Source organism: Ciceribacter sp. RN22 (assembly GCF_024054295.1).
GTDB classification, from domain to species: Bacteria; Pseudomonadota; Alphaproteobacteria; order Rhizobiales; family Rhizobiaceae; genus Allorhizobium; species Allorhizobium lividum.
Window position 1 is genome coordinate 1090999 of record NZ_JAMXLD010000001.1, and the last position, 19438, is coordinate 1110436.

General features: G+C 66.4%; 20 protein-coding genes. 14 read left to right on the forward strand and 6 right to left on the reverse strand.

The annotated features are described in order from the left end of the window. Nucleotides 1–77 precede the first annotated feature (77 nt). Nucleotides 78–1160, forward strand: coding sequence for an AraC family transcriptional regulator (locus tag NHF53_RS05420; protein WP_252833403.1), 1083 nt, complete (start codon nucleotides 78–80; stop codon nucleotides 1158–1160). Between the two features lie 89 nt (nucleotides 1161–1249). Here the strand turns inward: NHF53_RS05420 and NHF53_RS05425 are convergent, their stop codons facing one another. Together NHF53_RS05425 and NHF53_RS05430 are read right to left on the reverse strand one after the other, a co-directional pair. Next, nucleotides 1250–1639, reverse strand: coding sequence for a DUF302 domain-containing protein (locus NHF53_RS05425; RefSeq protein ID WP_252833404.1), 390 nt, complete (start codon nucleotides 1637–1639; stop codon nucleotides 1250–1252). 71 nt (nucleotides 1640–1710) lie between these two features. Continuing rightward, nucleotides 1711–3138, reverse strand: coding sequence for a PLP-dependent aminotransferase family protein (locus NHF53_RS05430; RefSeq protein ID WP_252833405.1), 1428 nt, complete (start codon nucleotides 3136–3138; stop codon nucleotides 1711–1713). A gap of 114 nt (nucleotides 3139–3252) precedes the next feature. Between NHF53_RS05430 and NHF53_RS05435 the strand changes: the two genes are divergently transcribed. Continuing rightward, nucleotides 3253–4116, forward strand: a complete 864-nt coding sequence (locus tag NHF53_RS05435) for a DMT family transporter (RefSeq protein ID WP_252833406.1) — start codon at nucleotides 3253–3255, stop codon at nucleotides 4114–4116. A 7-nt stretch (nucleotides 4117–4123) separates the two neighbouring features. Here NHF53_RS05435 and NHF53_RS05440 read toward each other — a convergent pair whose 3' ends face one another. Beyond that, nucleotides 4124–5089 (reverse strand): hypothetical protein, encoded by a 966-nt coding sequence (locus tag NHF53_RS05440; RefSeq protein WP_252833407.1) that lies wholly within the window; start codon nucleotides 5087–5089, stop codon nucleotides 4124–4126. A gap of 268 nt (nucleotides 5090–5357) precedes the next feature. Between NHF53_RS05440 and NHF53_RS05445 the strand changes: the two genes are divergently transcribed. Continuing rightward, complete coding sequence (locus NHF53_RS05445) at nucleotides 5358–6326, forward strand: hypothetical protein (protein ID WP_114365052.1); 969 nt, start codon at nucleotides 5358–5360, stop codon at nucleotides 6324–6326. Nucleotides 6327–6350: 24 nt separating this feature from the next. Beyond that, nucleotides 6351–6707 carry a hypothetical protein gene (locus NHF53_RS05450; protein WP_252833408.1) on the forward strand — a complete coding sequence of 119 codons (357 nt, stop codon included), beginning with the start codon at nucleotides 6351–6353 and terminating at the stop codon, nucleotides 6705–6707. Nucleotides 6708–6720: 13 nt separating this feature from the next. Here NHF53_RS05450 and NHF53_RS05455 read toward each other — a convergent pair whose 3' ends face one another. Both NHF53_RS05455 and msrB read right to left on the reverse strand, forming a co-directional pair. Beyond that, entirely contained in the window at nucleotides 6721–8436 is a 1716-nt protein-coding gene (locus NHF53_RS05455) for a peptidase domain-containing ABC transporter (RefSeq protein WP_252833409.1), read from the reverse strand. Nucleotides 8437–8724: 288 nt separating this feature from the next. Further along, nucleotides 8725–9138, reverse strand: a complete 414-nt coding sequence (gene msrB / locus NHF53_RS05460; RefSeq protein WP_252833410.1) for a peptide-methionine (R)-S-oxide reductase MsrB — start codon at nucleotides 9136–9138, stop codon at nucleotides 8725–8727. A gap of 211 nt (nucleotides 9139–9349) precedes the next feature. On the opposite strand from msrB, the gene NHF53_RS05465 reads away from it, so the two are divergent. Further along, nucleotides 9350–10693: a ferric reductase-like transmembrane domain-containing protein gene (locus tag NHF53_RS05465; RefSeq protein ID WP_252833411.1), complete on the forward strand. Its 1344-nt coding sequence runs from the start codon at nucleotides 9350–9352 to the stop codon at nucleotides 10691–10693. Between the two features lie 23 nt (nucleotides 10694–10716). Here the strand turns inward: NHF53_RS05465 and NHF53_RS05470 are convergent, their stop codons facing one another. Next, on the reverse strand, nucleotides 10717–11190 hold the full coding sequence (locus tag NHF53_RS05470) for a helix-turn-helix domain-containing protein (protein ID WP_252833412.1): 474 nt from the start codon (nucleotides 11188–11190) through the stop codon (nucleotides 10717–10719). An 83-nt stretch (nucleotides 11191–11273) separates the two neighbouring features. On the opposite strand from NHF53_RS05470, the gene NHF53_RS05475 reads away from it, so the two are divergent. From NHF53_RS05475 to NHF53_RS05515, 9 genes are all read left to right on the forward strand, one after another. Next, on the forward strand, nucleotides 11274–11681 hold the full coding sequence (locus NHF53_RS05475) for a hypothetical protein (RefSeq protein ID WP_252833413.1): 408 nt from the start codon (nucleotides 11274–11276) through the stop codon (nucleotides 11679–11681). A gap of 242 nt (nucleotides 11682–11923) precedes the next feature. Further along, the gene (locus NHF53_RS05480) at nucleotides 11924–14323 is read left to right on the forward strand and encodes a putative monovalent cation/H+ antiporter subunit A (protein WP_252833414.1); all 2400 of its coding nucleotides are present in this window, start codon (nucleotides 11924–11926) and stop codon (nucleotides 14321–14323) included. A 250-nt stretch (nucleotides 14324–14573) separates the two neighbouring features. Further along, nucleotides 14574–14993: a Na+/H+ antiporter subunit B gene (locus NHF53_RS05485; protein WP_252833415.1), complete on the forward strand. Its 420-nt coding sequence runs from the start codon at nucleotides 14574–14576 to the stop codon at nucleotides 14991–14993. After that, nucleotides 14993–15370, forward strand: coding sequence for a Na+/H+ antiporter subunit C (locus NHF53_RS05490; protein WP_252833416.1), 378 nt, complete (start codon nucleotides 14993–14995; stop codon nucleotides 15368–15370). The genes NHF53_RS05485 and NHF53_RS05490 overlap by 1 nt, the downstream gene beginning before the upstream one ends. A gap of 184 nt (nucleotides 15371–15554) precedes the next feature. Next, nucleotides 15555–17141, forward strand: a complete 1587-nt coding sequence (locus NHF53_RS05495) for a Na+/H+ antiporter subunit D (protein WP_252833417.1) — start codon at nucleotides 15555–15557, stop codon at nucleotides 17139–17141. Next, a complete protein-coding gene (locus NHF53_RS05500) occupies nucleotides 17138–17611 on the forward strand; it encodes a Na+/H+ antiporter subunit E (protein WP_252833418.1) in 474 nt (157 codons plus the stop codon). Before NHF53_RS05495 ends, NHF53_RS05500 begins: the two co-directional genes overlap by 4 nt. Next, nucleotides 17608–17979: a cation:proton antiporter gene (locus NHF53_RS05505; RefSeq protein WP_114365041.1), complete on the forward strand. Its 372-nt coding sequence runs from the start codon at nucleotides 17608–17610 to the stop codon at nucleotides 17977–17979. The genes NHF53_RS05500 and NHF53_RS05505 overlap by 4 nt, the downstream gene beginning before the upstream one ends. Beyond that, nucleotides 17976–18311: a monovalent cation/H(+) antiporter subunit G gene (mnhG, locus tag NHF53_RS05510; protein ID WP_114365040.1), complete on the forward strand. Its 336-nt coding sequence runs from the start codon at nucleotides 17976–17978 to the stop codon at nucleotides 18309–18311. The genes NHF53_RS05505 and mnhG overlap by 4 nt, the downstream gene beginning before the upstream one ends. A 429-nt stretch (nucleotides 18312–18740) precedes the next feature. After that, nucleotides 18741–19169: a MucR family transcriptional regulator gene (locus NHF53_RS05515; protein ID WP_114365039.1), complete on the forward strand. Its 429-nt coding sequence runs from the start codon at nucleotides 18741–18743 to the stop codon at nucleotides 19167–19169. Nucleotides 19170–19438 lie beyond the last annotated feature (269 nt).

A 19438-nucleotide genomic window follows, 5' to 3' on the forward strand; every position in this document is an offset into this window, starting at 1 on the left:
ACCTTGATCGCGTTTTGGGTCGACCGCGAACGCGATTGCGGCCAAAGTGACGGCAATTGCCCGCCGGTTGTCGCTCCATGCTCCTCGTTCCGCTTTCCTTTCTCGTCTCGCTCCTCCTCTTCGTCTTTCTCGTCCGGCTCCTGCGCCAGGGGCGCGAGGCACTCGGCCGCAACCGCCTGTTCGTGGTGCTGATCGGCCTCTATGTCGTCCAGACGGCGCTCGTCGGCATCCGCTGGGGCTACGGTGTGATCGCCGTGCTGCCGGCGCTGCCGCTCCTTGCGAGCCTCATTCCGCCGCTCTCCTTCCTCGCCTTCCGGGAGCTTGCGGCGGAGGAGGGGGCGATCTCCGCCCGCGACTGGCCGCATCTCATTCCGACGCTTTGCTGCGTGGTGGCGATGCTTGTCGGCTTTCGCGATCCCGTCGATCTCGTGCTGATTGCCGAGTTCGCCGGCTACGGCCTGGCGCTGCTCTGGCTTGCCCGCCTCGGGCCGGATGGCCTCGTCGCCTCGCGGCTCGACGGGACGCTCCGCTCCTACCGCTCGCTGCAACTGACGGCGCTGGCGCTGATCGGCTCGGCGGCGACCGACATGGCGATCAGTCTCGATCTCCTGCTTGCCGGCGGCCGCCATGCGCCGGCCGTGGTGTCCGCCGCGACGACGTTCATCCTGCTCATGCTCGGGGTCGCCGCCATGACGGCCGGCGCGGAGGAGGCAGATGACGCGCCGGAGGCGGAGCCCGAACTGCAGGCCGTGCCGCTCGCGACCAGTGCCGATGCCGAGGTCGCCGCGGCCCTCGACCGGCTGATGCAGGGCCAGCGGCTCTTTGCCGATGCCGGGCTCAATCTCGGCCGGCTCGCCCGCCGCCTCGGTCTTCCGGCGCGGGCCGTCTCCAATGCGGTCAACCGTGTTCACGGCACGAGCGTCTCGCAATACGTCAACAATTTCCGCGTCGCCGAGGCCTGCCGGCTGCTCGGCGCCACCGACATGCCGGTGACCCGCATCGTCTTCGAGGCGGGGTTCATGACCAAGTCGAATTTCAACCGCGAATTCCTGCGCGTGACCGGCATGAACCCGACCGCCTGGCGCGCGGCGGCGCCGCGGGAAGTGTGCTCGATCTCCCCCCTTGAGGGGGAGATGTCACGAAGTGACAGAGGGGGGTGAACCTCGGGACCCGGCGCCTGTGATACACCCCCTCTGCCCTGCCGGGCATCTCCCCCTCAAGGGGGGAGATCGACCCGTGACAAGCCCCCTCAGATGCCCTCGACCGCCGTCTTCAGCATGTCGCGGACCGTGCCCGCGACCGATTTCAGCGCGGGGTTCGGGATCGCCTCCATCGAGGCAACCGGATCGATCGCGCTCACCATCACCGAGGCAGGGCCGGTGCGGCGTACGATGACGTTGCAGGGAAGCATGGCGCCGACCTTCGGTTCGAGGCCGATCGCCTGGTGCGCCATGGTCGGGTTGCAGGCGCCGAGGATCAGGTAGTCGTCGACATCCTTGTCGAGCTTCTTCTTCAGCGTCGCCTTGACGTCGATTTCGGTCAGCACGCCGAAACCCTGCGCCGAAAGCGCCGCCCGCGTCTTCTCCACCACGGTTGCGAAATCCTCGCCCGTGAACGTCCGGTCGATCGTATAGGCCATCATTGCCTCCTTTGCGGTCGTTGGCGGGGGATTGAACACGTGGAACGGGGCCGCTTTGCGGCAGTCTCGTGTTAATCCGTAGCCGGTGCGCAGGCCGCCCGCTCCATGGCGGCGGCAAGCGAGGGCAGGATGCGCGGGTCCTCCGACTGCGCCACGTTGAAGCGCAGGTATCCCCCGGCGGTCTGCGAGACGCTGAAGGCGTTGCCGGGTGCGAGAATCACCCCGTCTTCGAGGCAGGTGCGAGCAATGGCGGCGGCATCGAGCCCCTCCGGCAGCCGGCACCAGAGCAACATGCCGGCCTTCGGCGTGATCCACGGCTCGAGCCCCGCGGCCTTGATCTGCCGGCCGACCCGCTCGCGGGCGGCGGCGAGCCGCTCCCGGAGCGCCTCGACATGCTTGCGGTAGCTGCCGTCGGTCAGAAGCGACAGCACGAGTTCGGAGGAAAGCCGCCCGCCGCCGAAGCTGGTCGCGATCTTCAGATCCGCGAGCGCCTCGATCCAGTCCGGCCGCGCGGCGATGAAGCCGCAGCGTACCGAGGCGGAGAGCGTCTTCGAAAAGCTGCCGATCGCGATCACCCGGTCGAGCCCGTCGAAGGCGGCGAGCCGCGGCGAGGGCGTCTCCTCGAAATCGGCGAAGATGTCGTCCTCGACGATCGTCAGCCCGGCCGCGTCGGCGAGCTTCAGCAGCCGGTGCGCGACGACCGGCGAGAGCGTCGCCCCGGTCGGGTTGTGGATCGCCGAATTGGTGATGTAGAGCCGCGGCCGGTGCTCGGCGAGCATCTCGCCGAAACGGGCGATGTCCGGCCCCTCCGGCGTATAGGGTACGCCGACGATGCGCACCCGGTGGGCGCGGAGCAACGCGATGAAATTGAAATAGCACGGATCGTCGACGAGCACGGTGTCGCCCGGTTCGAGGAGGAAGCGGCAGACGAGGTCGATCGCCTGCGTGCCCGATTCGGTGAGCATGATCTGGTTCGGCGCCGCCGTCACGCCGGTATCAGCAAGCCTTCGCGCGAGAAGCTGGCGCAGGCCTGCAAGCCCGAGCGGCGTGCCGTAATCGGAAAGGACCGCCTCCGGCCCGCGGGCCGCCGCCCGGAGCGCCTTGGCGAGTGCCGCCTGCGGCATCCATGACGGCGGCAGCCAGCCGCAGCCGGGCTTGGCGACCGTCTCGCCGCTTTCGAGCGACTGGCGCGACACCCAGAGCGGGTCGATCTCGCGGTCGAGCCGCGGCCCGATCTCGGCGAGCGAGAGCGGTGCGAGCGGCGCGGAGACGAAGAAGCCGGCGCCCGGCCGCGAGCGGATCACCCCCTCCGCCGCCAGCCGCTCATAGGCCTCGACCACAGTCGAGACCGAAACCTGCTGGCTGCGCGCGAAGGCCCTGACCGAGGGAAGCTTCGCCCCCGGCGTCAGGCTGCGGGCGGCGATCCGCGCCTTCACCGCCGCCATCACCTGGCCGATGCGCGTGCTCGCCACCTTCTCCGCCGCGCTGGAAACATCCATCCGTATTGCTCGCCATGTCATAACAGTTTCAGCGTATTGTACTGCACCGTCTCTGGTTCTTCCAGCCCGCACATCGGAAAAGACCGTCGAGAACAACGGAAAGGACGATTTCGGATGCAGGCGACACGCAGCGGCTTGATGAATGGAATGGCGGGGGTGGCGATCTTCAGCGGCTCGCTGCCGGCGACGCGGCTCGCCGTTACCGGTTTCGACCCGGTTTTCCTGACGGTGGCGCGTGCGGCGATCGCCGGCGGCCTGGCGCTGGCGCTGCTCCTTGCGCTCCGCCAGAAGCGGCCGGCCTCGGGCGATCTCCTGCCGCTCGCCGTGGTGGCGCTCGGCGTGGTCGTCGGCTTTCCGCTGCTGACGGCTTACGCGCTGGAGACCGTCACCTCGGCGCACTCGGTGGTCTTCATCGGCCTCCTGCCGCTTGCGACCGCGATCTTCGGGGTCTTGCGCGGCGGCGAGCGGCCGCGGCCGCTCTTCTGGCTGTTTTCCGGCCTCGGCAGCCTGCTGATTGCCGGCTTTGCCGCGGGGCAGGGGCTCGGCGCCACCTCCACCGGCGACCTCCTGATGCTGGCGGCGATCCTCGTCTGCGGCCTCGGCTATGCGGAAGGGGCGGCCCTTTCGCGCCGGCTCGGCGGCTGGCAGGTCATCTCCTGGGCGCTCGTCCTGTCGCTGCCGGTGATGGCGGCGGTGCTGATGCTGCGGCTGCCGGAGAGCTTTTCCGGCGTCAGCCCGGCCGCCTGGGGCGGGCTCGCCTATGTGTCGCTGTTCAGCATGCTGATCGGCTTCGTCTTCTGGTATCGCGGGCTCGCCCAGGGCGGCATCGCCGCCGTCGGCCAGCTGCAGCTTTTACAGCCCTTCCTCGGGCTGACGCTCGCCGGCCTCCTGCTCGGGGAAGAGGTGAGCCCGCTGATGCTTGCCGTCACCACCGGCGTGGTCGGCTGCGTCGCTGCGGCGCGAAAGTTTGCCCGCTGAGATGCATTCAGCGGATCACCGGCTCGCCGTGATAGCGCCGGCGCGACGGCTTCGAGACGCCGTAGGCCACTTCCATCATCAGTCGCGGCCGCGCCCTCGGCAGCGTTGCCATATGGAAGCCGAAGGGGTCCTCGACGAAGCCGGTGCCGGCCGGGCCGGTCAGCGTCATCACCGCGTCGCGACCGTAATAGGCGAGCACCTCGTCCGCCGGATGGCCGGAAACCGGGGTCAGTTGGTGCTTCAGCCGCCGGCGGCGATGGCTCTCGCGGATATAGACATGCGGGCCGGCATCGACGCCGACATCATTGATGTAGAAGAAGAATTTCAGCATCCGCCAGTCGTCGAGATCGAAATGGTATTTGAACGACAGCCGGTTTGGGTCCGCCTCGCTCGCGCCCGCCGCCGGGAAGCTCCACCACATGCGGAGCGTCACCTGCTGCGCCTGCCCGCCGAGATAGTGCTGCGCCACCGCCTTCAGCAGCGGGTCCCGCTGCACGGCAAGTGCCGCCTCGCAGGAGAGCACCCGCTCGAAATGGTGGCCGCTCAGGATCGGCCGGCCGAAGTGCGCCTCGGCCTCGCGGTGTTCGTCGGGGAGAAATTCGAGCCGCCGCTCGAAATTGCCGAAGCAGGGCGTCTCGCGCGCGAAGCGGCCGATCTCGTCATGAATTTCCGTCGGCAGCCTGAGGCCGGTGAAGATGCCGTCGCGGCGGATTTTTCCGGCGATCGTCTCGGCCGGCAGGTCGCCGAACATCGAGCTTTCCGTTCCGCTCTCCGGCGGCGCCGGCCGCGCCGTCAGCCAGTGCGCCTTGCGTGCCGGCATGGTGCGGGCGAGCACGAACATGGCGAGCCAGGCGGGGTTTTCCCTGAGATCGGCGAGATAGGTCGGGATGCGCGCCGCGATGCGGCTTGCGAAGCCGCCGTCCCGGGCGACCCATTCGAGGTCACGGCGGTTGGAGCGTTCGGCGTCGAGCATGCGCGGTCCTTCTCGCAAGACGCAATGAGGTTCTGAGGCAGTCAAGACGGGCAGGCCGGCCCTCCCGTGCCGCTGCGTTTGCAAGGCTCATCCGGCAATGCAGCGGAAATGTGGCGCAAGTCCCGCACACGGCCGGGCCGTCGCGCGCCGGAGCGGAAACCCGTGAATAATCGTGGGTGCAATTTTAGCGTATTTCCTTTTCATAATACAACCGTGTGTTAGAGTGTCTTCATGGTGTTCTGGTCGAGGCACAGGGGGTGGCGACCGGATGGATTATTCCGACGACTATTTGCGCGCGCGCCTGCCGAGGGAGGATCCCCCGGCGGAGCTCGTTCCCGCCGACGTGGACCGCGAAATCGCCGCCTGGATCGAGCGCGGGGAGCTTGCCGATGCCGCGCTGGTGGCGCGCAGCGTGCGCTGGACCTATGCGATCTTTTCCGAGCTCGCCCTCGGCAATTACCGGCTCGGCCGCAACCTGCCGCCCTGGGACAGTTTCCTGGCGCTGGCCTCGATGGCCTCGCCGGCTGTGCCGCGGATCACCGTCGGCCTTTATGATCCCTCGGTGGAAATGCCGGGCTTCGGGCTGGCAATCAACGTGCCGGAATGGGACGGGCCACCCTTCCTCGTCCTCGACGAACTCACCTTTCCGCGCCTCGGCCGGCGTTTTCCGCTTGCGCTGCGCCAGGTCGTCACGGAACTGCATGCGGCGCCAAACCCCGCCAATGCGACGGCCGCCTGCTGGGCGCGCTGCAATCTTGCCGGCGACTGGGGGATCGTCACCGCCGGCCATGCGATCTGCAGCAGCCAGCCCGGCTTTTCGGTGCCGCTCGCGACCGGCGGGACGGGTCGTCTCGCGCGTTCCTTCTGGCAGCCGGTCGACGCCGCCTTCGTGCTCACCGATCCGCCCGAAGCGCCGCCGTCGCCGCTCGCCCTCTGCCACTTTCCGGCTGCCGGTCTGCCGGTCACCGTCGAAACCCGTTCCGGCTGCCTTTCCCGGACGGTCGCAAGCGCCTGCAATTCGCTCGGCTTTTATCGCACGCGGCTCTATCCGGTGCTGTTCTTCCTCGACAGGCCCTGCGTGCCCGGCGATTCCGGCGCGCTGGTGCGGCTGACGAGCGGGGAGGCGGCCGGCCTCTACAGCGGCGCGCAGCCCTCGCCCGCGACCGGCGGCAATTCCGGCCGCGTCCTCAACTTCGCCCAGGCGATGTTCGCCCTCGATACCACCGCCTATCTCTGAAACCCCGACCCGGAGGAAAATCCGATGCCGAAAGAAAAGCCCTTCGAAATCTCGATCTTCGTTCCCGAAAAGGCTGCGGCGTTCGCCCCGATGCCCGCCCGCGAGGAGGCGGTGGAACACGCGCTGACCAAGGGGTTTGCCACGGCCCTCGGCGGCATCGCCAGGGTCGGCGCCGACAAGGTGAAAGAACAGTGGCGCGGCACCGTCGACACGCTGGTCGGCCTCGGCGCGACCGTCTCCGAGAGGGCCGAAGGCTGGCATGTCGAGGAGATCGAGGTCGGCTTCACGCTGAGTGCCTCCGGCGAACTGCTCTTCATCGCCGAAGCCGGCGCCGAGGCGAGCATCACCTTCAAGCTGAAGCCGAAGACGGCGGGGGCGTGAGCGGGGGAGGGGCTCAGCTTGAGAAGGCGACATGCAGGCTGCGATACGTCTCGCAGCGATCGAGAAGTTCGGTGTGCCGCCCGGTGTCGAGGACCTGTCCGGCGTCCATGACGACGATCAGGTCCGCTTGCGCGGCAATGCTCATCTCGTGCGTCACGAGAAGAACAAGCCGGCTGCCACCAAGCGCCAGGAGTTCGGCTTCGAACGCCTTGGCTGCTTCCGCATCCATGAAGGACGTCGGTTCGTCCAGCACCAGCATTCTCGGTTCGCTGTAAAGCGCACGTGCGTAGGCGATCCGCTGCCTCTGCCCGCCCGAAAAGTTGAGCCCGCCCTCGGCTACGGATTGAGTGGGCTCGGCGACCAGGTGTTCGATGCCGGCCTTTTCTGCAACGCGTGCGATGCGGTCCCGATCGATCGCTGTCGTCGTCTTCGTGATGTTCCCCGCAAGCGTTCCGGAGAACAGCACGGTGTCCTGCTCGACGATACCGATTCGTCGCCGCAGCCGTCTCGGATGCAGGTCGCGAAGCGAGCGTCCGCCGAATGCGACGTCGCCTTCCGCCGTCGGCAGCAGGCCGAGAATCGTCCTCAGGAGGCTGGTCTTTCCCGATCCGTTGCGGCCGACGATGGCGATGACACCGGTTTCGGGCAGCGAAAGACTGACATTGTGAAGGACATCCGGAGCCGCGTCCCCGTAGCGGACTGTGAGGTTCCTGACCGTCAGGCCCATCGTTGCGGGCGTGGCGTGACCGGAGGGAATAGTGTTGTGGGCGGGTGATCCGGTGAATTCCGCCAGCGCATTCGTTGCGGTCTTCACCTCGGCGTATTTGGAAAGGGCGTCACCGCTCGTCAGGATGGGATTGACGACTCGTCCGACAAGGATCTGGATCGCGAACAGGTCGCCGACGGACAGGGCGCCCGACGCGAGCCTGTAGCATCCGAAAAGCAGCAGAAGGGTGGTAATGGCGCCGGAAACGATGTTCATCCCCCGTGCGAAGGTGCGGGACGTCGAACCGAACGCCATCTCCGCCACGATGCCGCGTTTGAATATCTGCACGAAGGAGCGGAAGCGGAGCGCTTCCAGGGTGTGGATCTTCACCGATTCCAGCCCGGACAAGGTCTCCGAAAGGTTACTCTGTTTCTCCGTTTCCACGTTGAAAAGCTCGGTTCCCAGTTCCTCGAAGCGACCGAGAAGACGGCGCAGAAGCACGCTCACCGAGCCCGCGAGGCCGACGACGAGGGCCGCGATCTGCAGGTCGTAGCTCGCCAGCACGATGGCGCCGACCACCACCTGTCCGGCGTCGAGAACGAAACGCGGCGCCAAACGGAAGGCGAAGTCGCGGATTTTCGAACTCTGCTGAAAAGCCGTCAGCGCTTCGCCATCCCCCTTCTGCCTGTAGTCGAAGGGGCGGAGCAGGAGGTTGAGCAGGAGACGACGGTTCATCCGTTCCTCGACGAACACGCCGATCTCTTGAATCATCTTCTCCGAGATGAACTGGCTCTGCGCATCGAAGAGGTAAAGCAGGCCGACCACGCCAGCAAACATGAGCACCCAAGGGGTTACCACTCCATCGCGGATCGTGGTGTCGATCGCGCGCTGGATGGCGACGGGGATTGCAGCCAGAGCCAGATAGGAAAAGAGGCTCGTCGACATCAGAACGGCGAGAGACCGCCGCCTTTGCATGAGGATGCGCCAGATCCAGCGCCAATCGATGGACAGATGCGAAGTCATGTTTGCCGGGTTTCCAGGTGCTGGGGTTCAGGGACTTACGGCGGATTTCCAGATGGCGCCCGGCGGAAACGTCCGCAGTCCCGACATCATCGAATGCAACCTTCGAAAGAGCACGACCTCTTCGTTCGTTGACTTCCTCTCCAGATATGCGGTCGGGGAATTCGGCGTGGCGCGTTGAGCCCGTCGGCGATGCCGCTGACGGTCTCAAGTCTGTGGACAGGTTATCGCGCGAACGACTTGCAGGGCGCAAGCAGCCGAAATTGAGTGGATTTCGCGATCAGGTGTTTCTCACCCCTCCGGCTCGAACACCATCGCGTGGCCGTTGATGCAGTAGCGCAGGCCGGTCGGCTTCGGGCCGTCGGGGAAGACGTGGCCGAGATGGCCGCCGCAGGTGCCGCAGCGGATTTCGGTGCGCACCATGCCGTGCGAGGTGTCGCGGTGCTCGCTCACCGCGCCGGGCCTGACCGGCGCGAAATAGCTCGGCCAGCCGCAGCCGGCGTCGAACTTGGTGTCGGAGCGAAAGAGCGGCGTGTCGCAGGCCGCGCAGCGGTAGAGCCCGTGCTGGAATGTGTTCCAGTAGGGGCCGGTGAAGGGCCGTTCGGTGCCGCGCTCGCGCAGGATATGGTACTGCTCGGCGGTCAGCTGCCCGCGCCACTCCTCGTCGGTCTTCTCGATCCGGGTCGTCGTCACGTCGTTGGTCATCGCTCGTCTCCCTGTTCCTCCACCAAGAGATAGGGCGCCGGAGCGGCTGCGGCAATTGCGCTCGCCCTTCTCCCTCGGCGCCGGCGGGCTTCGCCTGTATAAGGAGAAGTGCGGACTCATCCGTCGTCAGGGAGACGGACCGGGAAACCTCGGGGGCAATTTCTCGTTTGCCCCGCCTGCCGATCTCTCCCGCCAAGAGGGAAAGCGTGTCATGCGGAATATCAAACTTGCCTTGTGGGGAACACTGGTCCTGTTGAGCCTGCTCTGGCTGGCTGCCGAGCCGGATGTGTTCCAGTCGGAAAACGTCTTTGCGCTGCGTGCCGCGATGATCCAGTACAGCGGTGTGCTCGCCATCGGCGCGATGAGCATCGCGCTCGTCCTGGCGCTCCGGCCCGGCTGGCCGGAGACCTGGCTCGGCGGGCTCGACAAGATGTACCGCCTGCACAAGTGGCTCGGCATTTCCGCCCTCGTGCTGTCGCTTGCCCACTGGCTCTGGTTCGAAAGCGCCGGCTGGGCGATCGAGCTCGGCCTCGTCGCGCGGCCCGAGCGGCCCGAGCGGCCGCCGATCGAAAATCCCGTCCAGGAGTTCCTCGTCGGTCTGCGCGATCCCGCCGAGGGGCTCGGCGAATGGGCCTTCTATATCTCCGTGCTGTTGATCGTGCTGGCGCTCGTTCCGCGCTTTTCCTACTGGTGGTTCTTCAAGACCCACCGGCTGCTCGCCGTCACCTATCTCGTGCTCGCCTTCCACACGGTGGTGCTCGCCGAGTTCGCCTACTGGACGCAGCCGGTCGGCGTCGTGCTCGCCGTACTTCTCGCCTGCGGCACCGTCGCCGCCGTCATCGTCCTCCTGCGGCGGGTGGGGATCAGCCGGCAGGCCTTGGGCAAGATCACAACGCTCACGGCCTATCCCGGCGTCCGGGCGCTCGAGATCGGCATGACGATGGAGCCCGGCTGGTGCGGCCACGAGCCCGGCCAGTTCGCCTTCGTCACCTCGGACAAGGGCGAGGGCGCGCATCCCTTCACGATCGCCTCGGCGTGGAATGCCACCGACCGCAGCATCACCTTCATCACCAAGGCGCTCGGCGACTACACGAGCCGTCTCCCGGATACGCTCGCCGTCGGCCAGGAGGTGCGGGTCGAGGGTCCCTATGGCCGCTTCACCTTCGACGACGGATGTCCCCGCAAGATCTGGATCGGCGGCGGCATCGGCATCACGCCCTTCATCGCCCGGATGAAATACCTCGCGGCGCAGCCCGACCGCCGTGTCGGCCAGGCGATCGACCTCTTCCACTCCTCAAGCGAGCTCGACGAGGAGGCGTTTGCGCGGCTGACGGCCGATGCCGCGGCCGCCGGTGTCCGTCTGCATATCCTCGTCGACGCCCGCGACGGCCTGCTCACCGGTGAGCGCATCCGCGCCACGGTGCCGGACTGGCGGGAGGCAAGCATCTGGTTCTGCGGTCCCGCCGGCTTCGGCGCCGCGCTCAGGCGTGATTTCGCCGGCCAGGGTTTCGATGTGAAGAAGCGCTTCCATCAGGAGCTCTTCTCCATGCGGTGAGCGAGGGTGGACACACTGCCCGCTCAGACCGTGCCGCGCTTTCGTGTGCGGCCCCGCGGCCGGGCGGGCTCCGCCTGCCGCAGTCGCGCGATCGTCTGCCGGGCGAAGGCAGCGGGATCGGCCCGCATCGCCGCGACCAATTCCGCCGGGGCATCGGTCTGCGTGTGCCGCGCCGACCAGAGAACGATCGAGACGATGACGGGGGCGAGATCGGCGCCCTTCGCCGTCAGCCGGTAGACGAAGCGGCGGCCGTCGCGGGGATCGCGGTGCTTCTCGATGATGCCGTGGCTTTCGAGCCGTGCGAGCCGGTCGGAGAGGACGTTGGTGGCAATGCCCTCGCCGGCGGCCAGAAAGGCCTTGTAGCTGTCCGCGCCGCGGAACATCAGGTCGCGCACGATCAGCAGGGACCAGGCGTCGCCGAAGAGTTCGAGCGCCAGGCTGACGGGGCAGAGCGAGCGCGGGTCATTCTTCCCGGATGGGGTGGAGGTGTCTTCCATGGCCGCAACATGAGATTATAACTTGCAAATTGCAAGTGAATATGGTGCTATCGCGTGTGCCCGTCAACTGGAGACGTCCGCCAATGAATAAGGCATTCTGGCTCGGCTTCGCAGCCTATCTCCTGCCGACCTTCCCGCTCGGCTACGTCTGGCACCTGAGGACCTTCGCCTCCCTTTACGAACGGCTGGAGATGTACCGGCAGGACGTCATCATTCCCTTCGGCCTTGCCGCGATGGTCATCCAGGGGCTGCTGTTCTCCTGGCTCTATCCGAAGTTGTTCTCCACTGCGCGCCAGGATTATCTCGCAAGCGCACTCGGTTTTGCGCTCGTCTTCGGGCTTCTCGCCTTTTCGTTCGCCGTGCTTCCGGTCGCCGCGAAGTATCGCATGACCTCCGTGCGCGATTTCATCGTTCTGGAGACGGCCTTCACGATTCTCCAGTTCGCGATCGTCGCGCCGCTGATGTCGCTCGCGCACCGGCAGGCCGGTTAACCGCCTTCATCCATCCCGCCCCTCCGAATTCCGGGGGATAACGGAGTTTTGACCGGCCGCATCAGGGGGCGCCCGCTTGCATTGGCGGGCGCATTTTCCAACACTGCCGCGCGAACGGCCCGGCGGCGTGTCGCCGGCCGATAGCCTTTGCCCTTGAGACGGGGGCGTCTTTGCCCTAACAGGATGGGCACCTCCGGCGAGGGCTGAACGGTCCCGCCGCGCTGCGAGAAGAAGGAGAACAGATGCCCGTGGATGGAGCCGGCCTGACATTGCTCGCAATGCTTCTGCCCTTCGCCGGTGCGGCGCTCGCGCCCGTTCTCACCGCCCGTCTCGGCCATAACGCCGCCTGGTTCCTCGCGCTGGTCCCAGCCTTCGCCTTCGTCCATTTCGCCGGCTTCCTGCCGGAAGTCGCGGCAGGCGAGGTCGTCACCGGCGGCTATCCCTGGGTGCCGAGCCTCGGCCTTTCCTTCTCCTGGTTCCTCGACGGGCTCTCGCTCACCTTCGCGCTGCTGATCACCGGCATCGGCACGCTGATCGTGCTCTATTCCGGCGGCTACATGAAGGGCCACCCCCAGCAGGGGCGCTTCTTCTCCTTCATTCTGATGTTCATGGGCTCGATGCTCGGCGTCGTCGTCTCCGACAGCCTGCTGATGCTCTTCGTCTTCTGGGAGCTGACCTCGATCACCTCCTTCCTGCTGATCGGCTTCGACCATGCCCGCGAGGCCTCGCGGCGGGCGGCGCTGCAGGCTTTGGTGGTGACGGGCGGCGGCGGACTGCTGCTGCTCGCGGGCCTCATCTTCCTCTGGGACATGTCCGGCGTCACCCAGCTCTCGCTGCTCGTCCATGGCGGCGACGTGCTGCGCGAAAGCCCGTTTTATTGGGCGGCGCTCCTTCTCGTCCTCGGCGGCGCCTTCACCAAGTCGGCGCAGTTTCCCTTCCATTTCTGGCTGCCGAACGCCATGGAGGCACCGACCCCGGTCTCGGCCTACCTGCATTCGGCGACCATGGTGAAGGCCGGCGTCTATCTCCTGATGCGGCTCAACCCGGTGATGGGGGCAACGCCCGCATGGGAATTCCTGCTGCCGCTCTTCGGCGGCGTCACGCTGCTCGTCGGCGGGCTGCTTGCGGTCCGCCAGACCGACCTCAAGCTGATGCTCGCCTATACGACCGTCGCTTCCCTCGGCCTTCTCGTGATGCTGACCGGCTTCGGCTCGCCCTATGCCGTCGAGGCGGCGGTGCTCTATCTCGTCGCGCATTCGATGTTCAAGGGCGCGCTCTTCATGGTCGCCGGCCTGATCGACCACGAATCGGGCACCCGCGACGTGACGAAGCTCGGTGGCCTCAGGAAGGCGATGCCGCTCACCTTCGCCGCCGCCGTGCTTGCGGCACTCTCGATGGCCGGCCTGCCGCCCTTCTTCGGCTTCCTTGCCAAGGAGGAGATCTATGCAGCACTCGCCGGCGGTGATCCGCGCGCCATCCTCTTCACGGCCGTTGCCGTCGCCGGCAATGCGCTGATGTTCGCCATCGCCTTCGCGGTGGCGCTGAAGCCTTTCCTCGGACCCGAGATCAAGACGCCGAAACACGCCCATGAGGGCCCGGCGCTGCTCTGGCTCGGACCGGCGGTGCTTGCGCTTTCCGGTCTTGCCGCCGCCGTGTTCTCCGGGCTTTCCCACGCTTACATCTCCTCGCCGATGGCGAGCGCCGTCGCCGGCGAGGCGGAGACGGTCACCATCGGCCTGATGCCGCATATCGGCGTGCCGCTTGCGCTTTCCGTGCTGACGATCGCGATCGGCATCGGCCTCTACCTGTCGCTGTCCGCCGTCCGCGGCGGCATGGCGCGACTGCTCGATCTCCTCGGGCCGGGGCCGGATCGCGGCTTCGACGCCTTCATTCGCGGCCTCGTGCGGCTTTCCGTCCGGGTGACGCGGGTGATCCAGGACGGCCGGCTCGACGTCTACGTCACCGTGACCTTCGTGCTGCTCGCCGTCGTGCTGCTGGTGCCGCCCTTCGTCTACGGCGAGCTTCCGGCGATGCCCGCCTGGCCTGCGGATGTCGGCTTCCACCAGCTCACCTTCTTCGTAATCGCGATCATCGGCCTCGTCGCGGTGCTGACGGCCGGCGACCGGCTGACGGCGATCGTCTCGCTCGGCATTCAGGGTTTTGCCGTCGCCGTCATCTTCCTACTCTTCGGCGCGCCGGACCTATCCTTCACCCAGTTCATGGTGGAGACGCTCTCGGTCGTCATCCTGGCGCTGGTCATGACGCGGCTCAGGCTCTCGCCCTCCGACCACCGGACGCTCCGTGAGCTCGTGGTCGACGGCACGATCGCCGCCGCCGGCGGCCTCGGCTTCGCGCTGATGCTCCTGAAGACGACGCAGCTTCCCTTCAACGGCGCTCTCACCGATTTCTTCAACGCCTATTCCAAGGTGATCGCCCACGGCGCCAACGTCGTGAACGTCATCATCGTCGACTTCCGCGGCACCGACACCCTTGGCGAAATTTCGGTGGTGATGATCACCGGGCTTGCGATCCTGGCCTTGATCCGCATCCGCATCGCACCCGTCTCGCCGGCCATCGTCCCGCCCGTCGAGCCGGCGAAGCCAGCGTCGAAGAAACGCGCCGCGAAGGAGGGCAAGGCATGACGACTGTCCTTCACCCCCCTCTATCGGCTGCGCCGACATCTCCCCCACAAGGGGGGAGACCGGCTTGTGGCCACGCCGCGCCTCTATCCGGCCGTTCATCTCCTGAGCCGACGGCCGAGAGGAACGTGTGGACCGAGTACGGAAAGACACGAGCGGTTTCCGAGGATCGCTCTCCCCCCGTGTGGGGGAGATGCCCGGCAGGGCAGAGGGGGGCGCTCTTGCGCGAGACCGGCCGTGAAGGGGGACGTCCATGAACACGCTGATCTTCCGCACCGTCGCGCCGTTCCTCACCGCGCTGATGATTCTCTTCTCGATCTTCGTGCTGCTGCGCGGCCACAACGAGCCGGGCGGCGGCTTCATCGGCGGGCTGATCGCGGCTTCCGCCTTTGCGATCTACGGCATCGCCTTCGGCGTGCAGGCGGTGCGCCGGGCGCTGTGGTTCCATCCGATGTCGATCGCCGGCGCCGGGCTGATGCTCTCCTGCCTCTCGGGGCTGATTTCGGCGGCCTTCGGCGTGCCCTTCATGACCGGGCTCTGGATCTATCCGAACGTCTTCGGGGTCGAGGTGCCGCTCGCCACCGTCATGTCCTTCGACGTCGGCGTCTATCTCGTCGTGGTGGGGGCTATCACCTCGATCGCGCTGGCGCTCGAGGAAAGGGAAAACGACTGATGGAAGCGCTGTTTTCCGGCCTCGTCGGCATCTTCTTCGCCGTCGCCCTCTATCTGATGATGTCGAAGCGCATCGTGCGCGTGCTGCTCGGCATCGCCATCCTCGGCAATGCGGTCAACCTGCTGCTCTTCACCGCCGGCCGGCTCACCGCCGCGGTGCCGCCGATCATCCCGAAGGGCGCCGAAACGCTTGCCGACGGTGCCGCCAACCCGCTGCCGCAGGCGCTCATCCTGACGGCGATCGTGATTTCCTTCTCCTTCTTCTGCTTTCTGCTGGTGCTCACCTACCGCGCCTACCAGGACCTCGGGACGGACGACACCGACGAGATGCGGGTGGCCGAGCCGGAAGACCAGCCGCTGCCGCCGATGGGATATTGAGTGTGATGATGCTGCCGATGACGTTTGCCCCTCACCCTGACCCTCTCCCCGCTCGCGGGGAGAGGGGACGTGTGCCGCTTCGACCCTGCGTCCGCCGCTTGTCCCTTCTCCCCGTCTTGACGGGGAGAAGGTGCCGGCAGGCGGATGAGGGGCAGCGCAAGTGGCCGCACGGGGGGCGTCGCTGATGGCCGCGTCCTCCTCCGTCGAACTCGCCAAGGCCTGGATCATGGCGCCCGCTACGGCGGACCAGTGGCTCGTCATCCTGCCGGTGGCGCTGTCGCTCGGCTTCGGTGCGGCGTTGATGATGATGCGCCATTCGATCCGGCTCCATGCGATCGTCGCGATCATCGGCCTTTCGATCCTCGTCGCCGTCGATCTTCTGTTGCTCGGCAGGGTGCTCGCCGCCGGCCCGGTGACGATGATGATGGGGCGCTGGCTGCCGCCCTTCGGCATCGCGTTTACCGTCGATGTCGCCGGCGCGCTCTTTGCGCTCACCGCCGCGGTGGTGGCGCTCGCCGGCGCCGTCTATGCGACGAAGGACATCAATGTCAGCGGCCGGCGCTACGGCTTCTATCCCTTCCTGATGGTGCTGATGGCCGGCGTCTCCGGCGCCTTCCTCACCGGCGACATCTTCAATCTCTATGTCTGGTTCGAGGTGCTGCTGATCTCCTCCTTCGGCCTCCTGATCCTCGGTTCGGAGCGCGAGCAGATCGACGGGGCGCTCAAATATTCGGTGCTGAACCTCGTCGGCACGACGCTCTTCCTGATCGCCGTCGGTTATCTCTATGCGATCTTCGGCACGCTCAACATGGCCGACATCGCCCGCAAGGCCGTCGAGCACCGCGGCACCGCGCCGCTGATGACGCTCGGCGCGCTCTTCGTGCTCGCCTTCGGCATGAAGGCGGCGGCCTTCCCGGTGAATTTCTGGCTGCCCGCCTCCTACCACACGCCGCGCATCGTCGTTTCGGCGCTCTTCGCCGGCCTGCTCACCAAGGTCGGCGTCTATGCGCTGCTGCGCACCATGGTCATGCTCTTCCCCGTCGAGGCCGAGGCGCTCAGCCTGGTGATCGGCATTGCCGCCGCCGCGACGATGGTGCTCGGCGCCATGGGCGCGCTCGCCCAGGCCGACATCCGCCGCCTGCTCGGCTTCGTCGTCATCGCCGGCATCGGCAACATGCTGGCCGGTGTCGCGATCGGCGGCAGTCCCGGCCTTTCGGCGGCGATCTTCTATGCGCTGCATTCGATCGTGCTGATGACGGCGCTCTACCTCCTGGCCGGCGAGACCGCGCGGATCGGCGGCAGCTTCTCGCTCGCGGGCCTCAGCGGTCTCTACGCGCGGGCACCGGGTTTCGCCGCGCTGTCGCTCGCGCTCTTCTTCGCCGCGAGCGGCCTGCCGCCGCTGTCCGGCTTCTGGCCGAAGGCGATGCTGGTCAAGTCGGCGATCGATATCGGCGCCTGGTGGCTCGCCGGGGCGATCCTCCTTTCGGGCTTCCTCACCACGATCGCCTTCGGGCGGGTCTTCCTGCTCGCCTACTGGCGCCCGGCGCCGCAAGCCGCGCCGGTGACGATCGAGACCATCGCGCTTGCACCGCCGCCGGCCGAGACGTTCCGGCTTTCCGCGCTCGCACCGATCCTTCTCTTGTCCGCACTGGTCGTCTGGTTCGGCCTCTTCCCGGAACAGCTGATCGGCTGGACCCGGATCGCCGCCGAGGGGCTTTTGAACCCCGCCGCCTATTTCCAGTCGGTCTTCCCCGAAGGAGGCGCGCAATGATCCTCTATGCGATCAACCTCCTGATGGCGATCGTCTGGGCGGCGGTCACCGGCAGCGCGACGCTGCTCAACCTCATCTTCGGCTTCCTGCTCTCGACCTTCACGCTCGGTCTCATCCGCGAGCAGGTCAACGGCACCGGCTATCTCACCCGTTCCTTCCGTGTGGCCTCGCTCGCCTGGCTGTTCTTCGTCGAGCTTGCCAAATCGGCCTGGAAGGTGGCGGTCATGGTCGTTTCGCCGAAAGTCGACATCAAGCCCGGGATCTTCGCCTATCCGCTGACGGTGACGCGCGACTTCGAGATCACGCTGCTTGCGAACCTCATCACGCTGACGCCGGGCACGCTGTCGGTCGACGTCTCCGACGACCGCAAGACGCTCTACGTCCACGCCATCGACTGTTCCGACCCGGAGGCGGCCCGCCGCGACATTGCCGACGGCTTCGAACGCAAGATCAGGGAGGCTTTCGAATGACGGCACCCGAAGCCATCATCCAGGCGGCCTGCACCTTCGCGCTGATCGTGCTCGGCGTCGCTTTCATGCTCACCGTCTTCCGCGTGGTCGTCGGGCCGACGCTGCCCGACCGGGTGCTGGCGCTCGACATGCTGGTCGGCATCGTGCTCGGCTTCATCGCCGCCTTTGCGATCCGCACCGGCTACACGCTCTATATCGACATCGCGATTTCGCTCGGCCTCGTCGGCTTCCTGACGACGGTGGCCTTTGCCCGCTTCATCCTCGCCCGCGGGCTGGTGGGCGAGGCGGCCGCCGCAACCCCGAAGGGCGGCGCCAAGGCGGGCAAGAACAGGAAGAAGAAAACATCGGTGAAGGGAGCAAAGTCATGAGCGTGCTGTTTGCCCTCGTCACTGCGGCGCTGATCGTCGGCGGCTCGCTCTTCGCGCTGGTCGCGGCCATCGGCATCAACCGCCTGCCGGATCTCTACACCCGCATGCACGCTGCCTCGAAGGCGGGCACCGTCGGCTCCGGCCTGCTGCTGCTCGCCGTCGGCGTGCATGCAGGCGACGTCGCAACACTCGCCCGCGCGCTCGCCGCCTTCTTCTTCTTCATCCTGACGGCGCCGGTCTCCGCGCATCTGCTGGCGCGCGCGGCCCACAAGGTCGGCTATCCTTTGACGCGGATGTCCGTTTGCGATGATCTGAAGAAAGATGGTTCCTGACGCATTTTCCACCGCCGGATTTGCGGTTCCATTTGCAGTGCGAAAGCACAGGCGTCGCATTTCTCGCGAAATAATGCGGAATTTCCACTGCGTCGATCCGGTAAAAATAGTAATTGGATATTCGGCCAAACAATGATAATCGCTGAAGCGGAGCACTGGTCTTGAGAACTGGCGTTTCGAGGTTGTGACGGAAATCTTCCGCAAGTTATTTTTGCAGGAATACTGCAATAGGTCGATTTTCTAATGCAGCCTCTATGCTGGATCATCATTTCCAGACAGGCGGGACCGACGTTGCCACTCGAAATCTAGGGGTGGGTTTCATGTTGCTTCAACAGGGCGGCGGCGTAGGTCATGTTCTGGTTTGCTGGGTGAGTGGCGGCCGGCCATCTGGGCGGCGCTTGGCAAGACATGTTGAACAGGAGAATGACAATGAGTGATTCCGCCCATGGCTCCGGCCATGACCTTTTCGTGGAATTGACGGCCGACATCGTCGCGGCCTACGTAAGCAATCACGTGGTCCCCGTCGGCGACCTCCCGAACCTGATCGCCGACGTGCATGCGGCGCTCAGCAACACGACCGCCCCGGCGCCTGCTGCTGTCGTCGTCGAAAAGCCGAAGCCGGCGGTTTCGGTGCGTAAGTCCGTGCAGGACGACCAGATCATCTGCCTGGAATGCGGCGGCGCCTTCAAGTCGCTGAAGCGGCACCTGATGACCCATCACAATCTTTCGCCGGAAGAATACCGCGAGAAGTGGGACCTGCCGGTCGACTACCCGATGGTGGCCCCGGCCTATGCGGAAGCCCGCTCGCGCCTCGCCAAGGAAATGGGCCTCGGCCAGCGCCGCAAGCGCGGCCGCTAAGACCCGCCGCGATCACAGGAAGACCTTTCCGGTCCCGAAGGGGTGGCCGGAGGCTCTTTTTCAGACCCGGTTCCGCCGCACGCGGGGCCGGGTTTTTTGCGTGGGCGCGAGCAGGGGGTGGGGGGAGGGGAAATGCTCCAGCCTTCGAACTTATCCCTCGTCGTGCGGGGCGAAGCCTGCGCGCTGACGCCCAGGCTCGGAAAGACGCCTGCCGCAACTCACTGCCAAAGCCCCTATGCGATACAGAACAATCTGCTTCAGGTCGCGGC

Coding starts and splice junctions, on each gene's coding strand:
- NHF53_RS05420 (WP_252833403.1), top strand. CDS start 78: ATGCTCCTCGTTCCGCTTTCCTTTCTCGTCTCGCTCCTCCTCTTCGTC.
- NHF53_RS05425 (WP_252833404.1), bottom strand. CDS start 1,639: ATGGCCTATACGATCGACCGGACGTTCACGGGCGAGGATTTCGCAACC.
- NHF53_RS05430 (WP_252833405.1), bottom strand. CDS start 3,138: ATGGATGTTTCCAGCGCGGCGGAGAAGGTGGCGAGCACGCGCATCGGC.
- NHF53_RS05435 (WP_252833406.1), top strand. CDS start 3,253: ATGCAGGCGACACGCAGCGGCTTGATGAATGGAATGGCGGGGGTGGCG.
- NHF53_RS05440 (WP_252833407.1), bottom strand. CDS start 5,089: ATGCTCGACGCCGAACGCTCCAACCGCCGTGACCTCGAATGGGTCGCC.
- NHF53_RS05445 (WP_114365052.1), top strand. CDS start 5,358: ATGGATTATTCCGACGACTATTTGCGCGCGCGCCTGCCGAGGGAGGAT.
- NHF53_RS05450 (WP_252833408.1), top strand. CDS start 6,351: ATGCCGAAAGAAAAGCCCTTCGAAATCTCGATCTTCGTTCCCGAAAAG.
- NHF53_RS05455 (WP_252833409.1), bottom strand. CDS start 8,436: ATGACTTCGCATCTGTCCATCGATTGGCGCTGGATCTGGCGCATCCTC.
- msrB (WP_252833410.1), bottom strand. CDS start 9,138: ATGACCAACGACGTGACGACGACCCGGATCGAGAAGACCGACGAGGAG.
- NHF53_RS05465 (WP_252833411.1), top strand. CDS start 9,350: ATGCGGAATATCAAACTTGCCTTGTGGGGAACACTGGTCCTGTTGAGC.
- NHF53_RS05470 (WP_252833412.1), bottom strand. CDS start 11,190: ATGGAAGACACCTCCACCCCATCCGGGAAGAATGACCCGCGCTCGCTC.
- NHF53_RS05475 (WP_252833413.1), top strand. CDS start 11,274: ATGAATAAGGCATTCTGGCTCGGCTTCGCAGCCTATCTCCTGCCGACC.
- NHF53_RS05480 (WP_252833414.1), top strand. CDS start 11,924: ATGCCCGTGGATGGAGCCGGCCTGACATTGCTCGCAATGCTTCTGCCC.
- NHF53_RS05485 (WP_252833415.1), top strand. CDS start 14,574: ATGAACACGCTGATCTTCCGCACCGTCGCGCCGTTCCTCACCGCGCTG.
- NHF53_RS05490 (WP_252833416.1), top strand. CDS start 14,993: ATGGAAGCGCTGTTTTCCGGCCTCGTCGGCATCTTCTTCGCCGTCGCC.
- NHF53_RS05495 (WP_252833417.1), top strand. CDS start 15,555: ATGGCCGCGTCCTCCTCCGTCGAACTCGCCAAGGCCTGGATCATGGCG.
- NHF53_RS05500 (WP_252833418.1), top strand. CDS start 17,138: ATGATCCTCTATGCGATCAACCTCCTGATGGCGATCGTCTGGGCGGCG.
- NHF53_RS05505 (WP_114365041.1), top strand. CDS start 17,608: ATGACGGCACCCGAAGCCATCATCCAGGCGGCCTGCACCTTCGCGCTG.
- mnhG (WP_114365040.1), top strand. CDS start 17,976: ATGAGCGTGCTGTTTGCCCTCGTCACTGCGGCGCTGATCGTCGGCGGC.
- NHF53_RS05515 (WP_114365039.1), top strand. CDS start 18,741: ATGAGTGATTCCGCCCATGGCTCCGGCCATGACCTTTTCGTGGAATTG.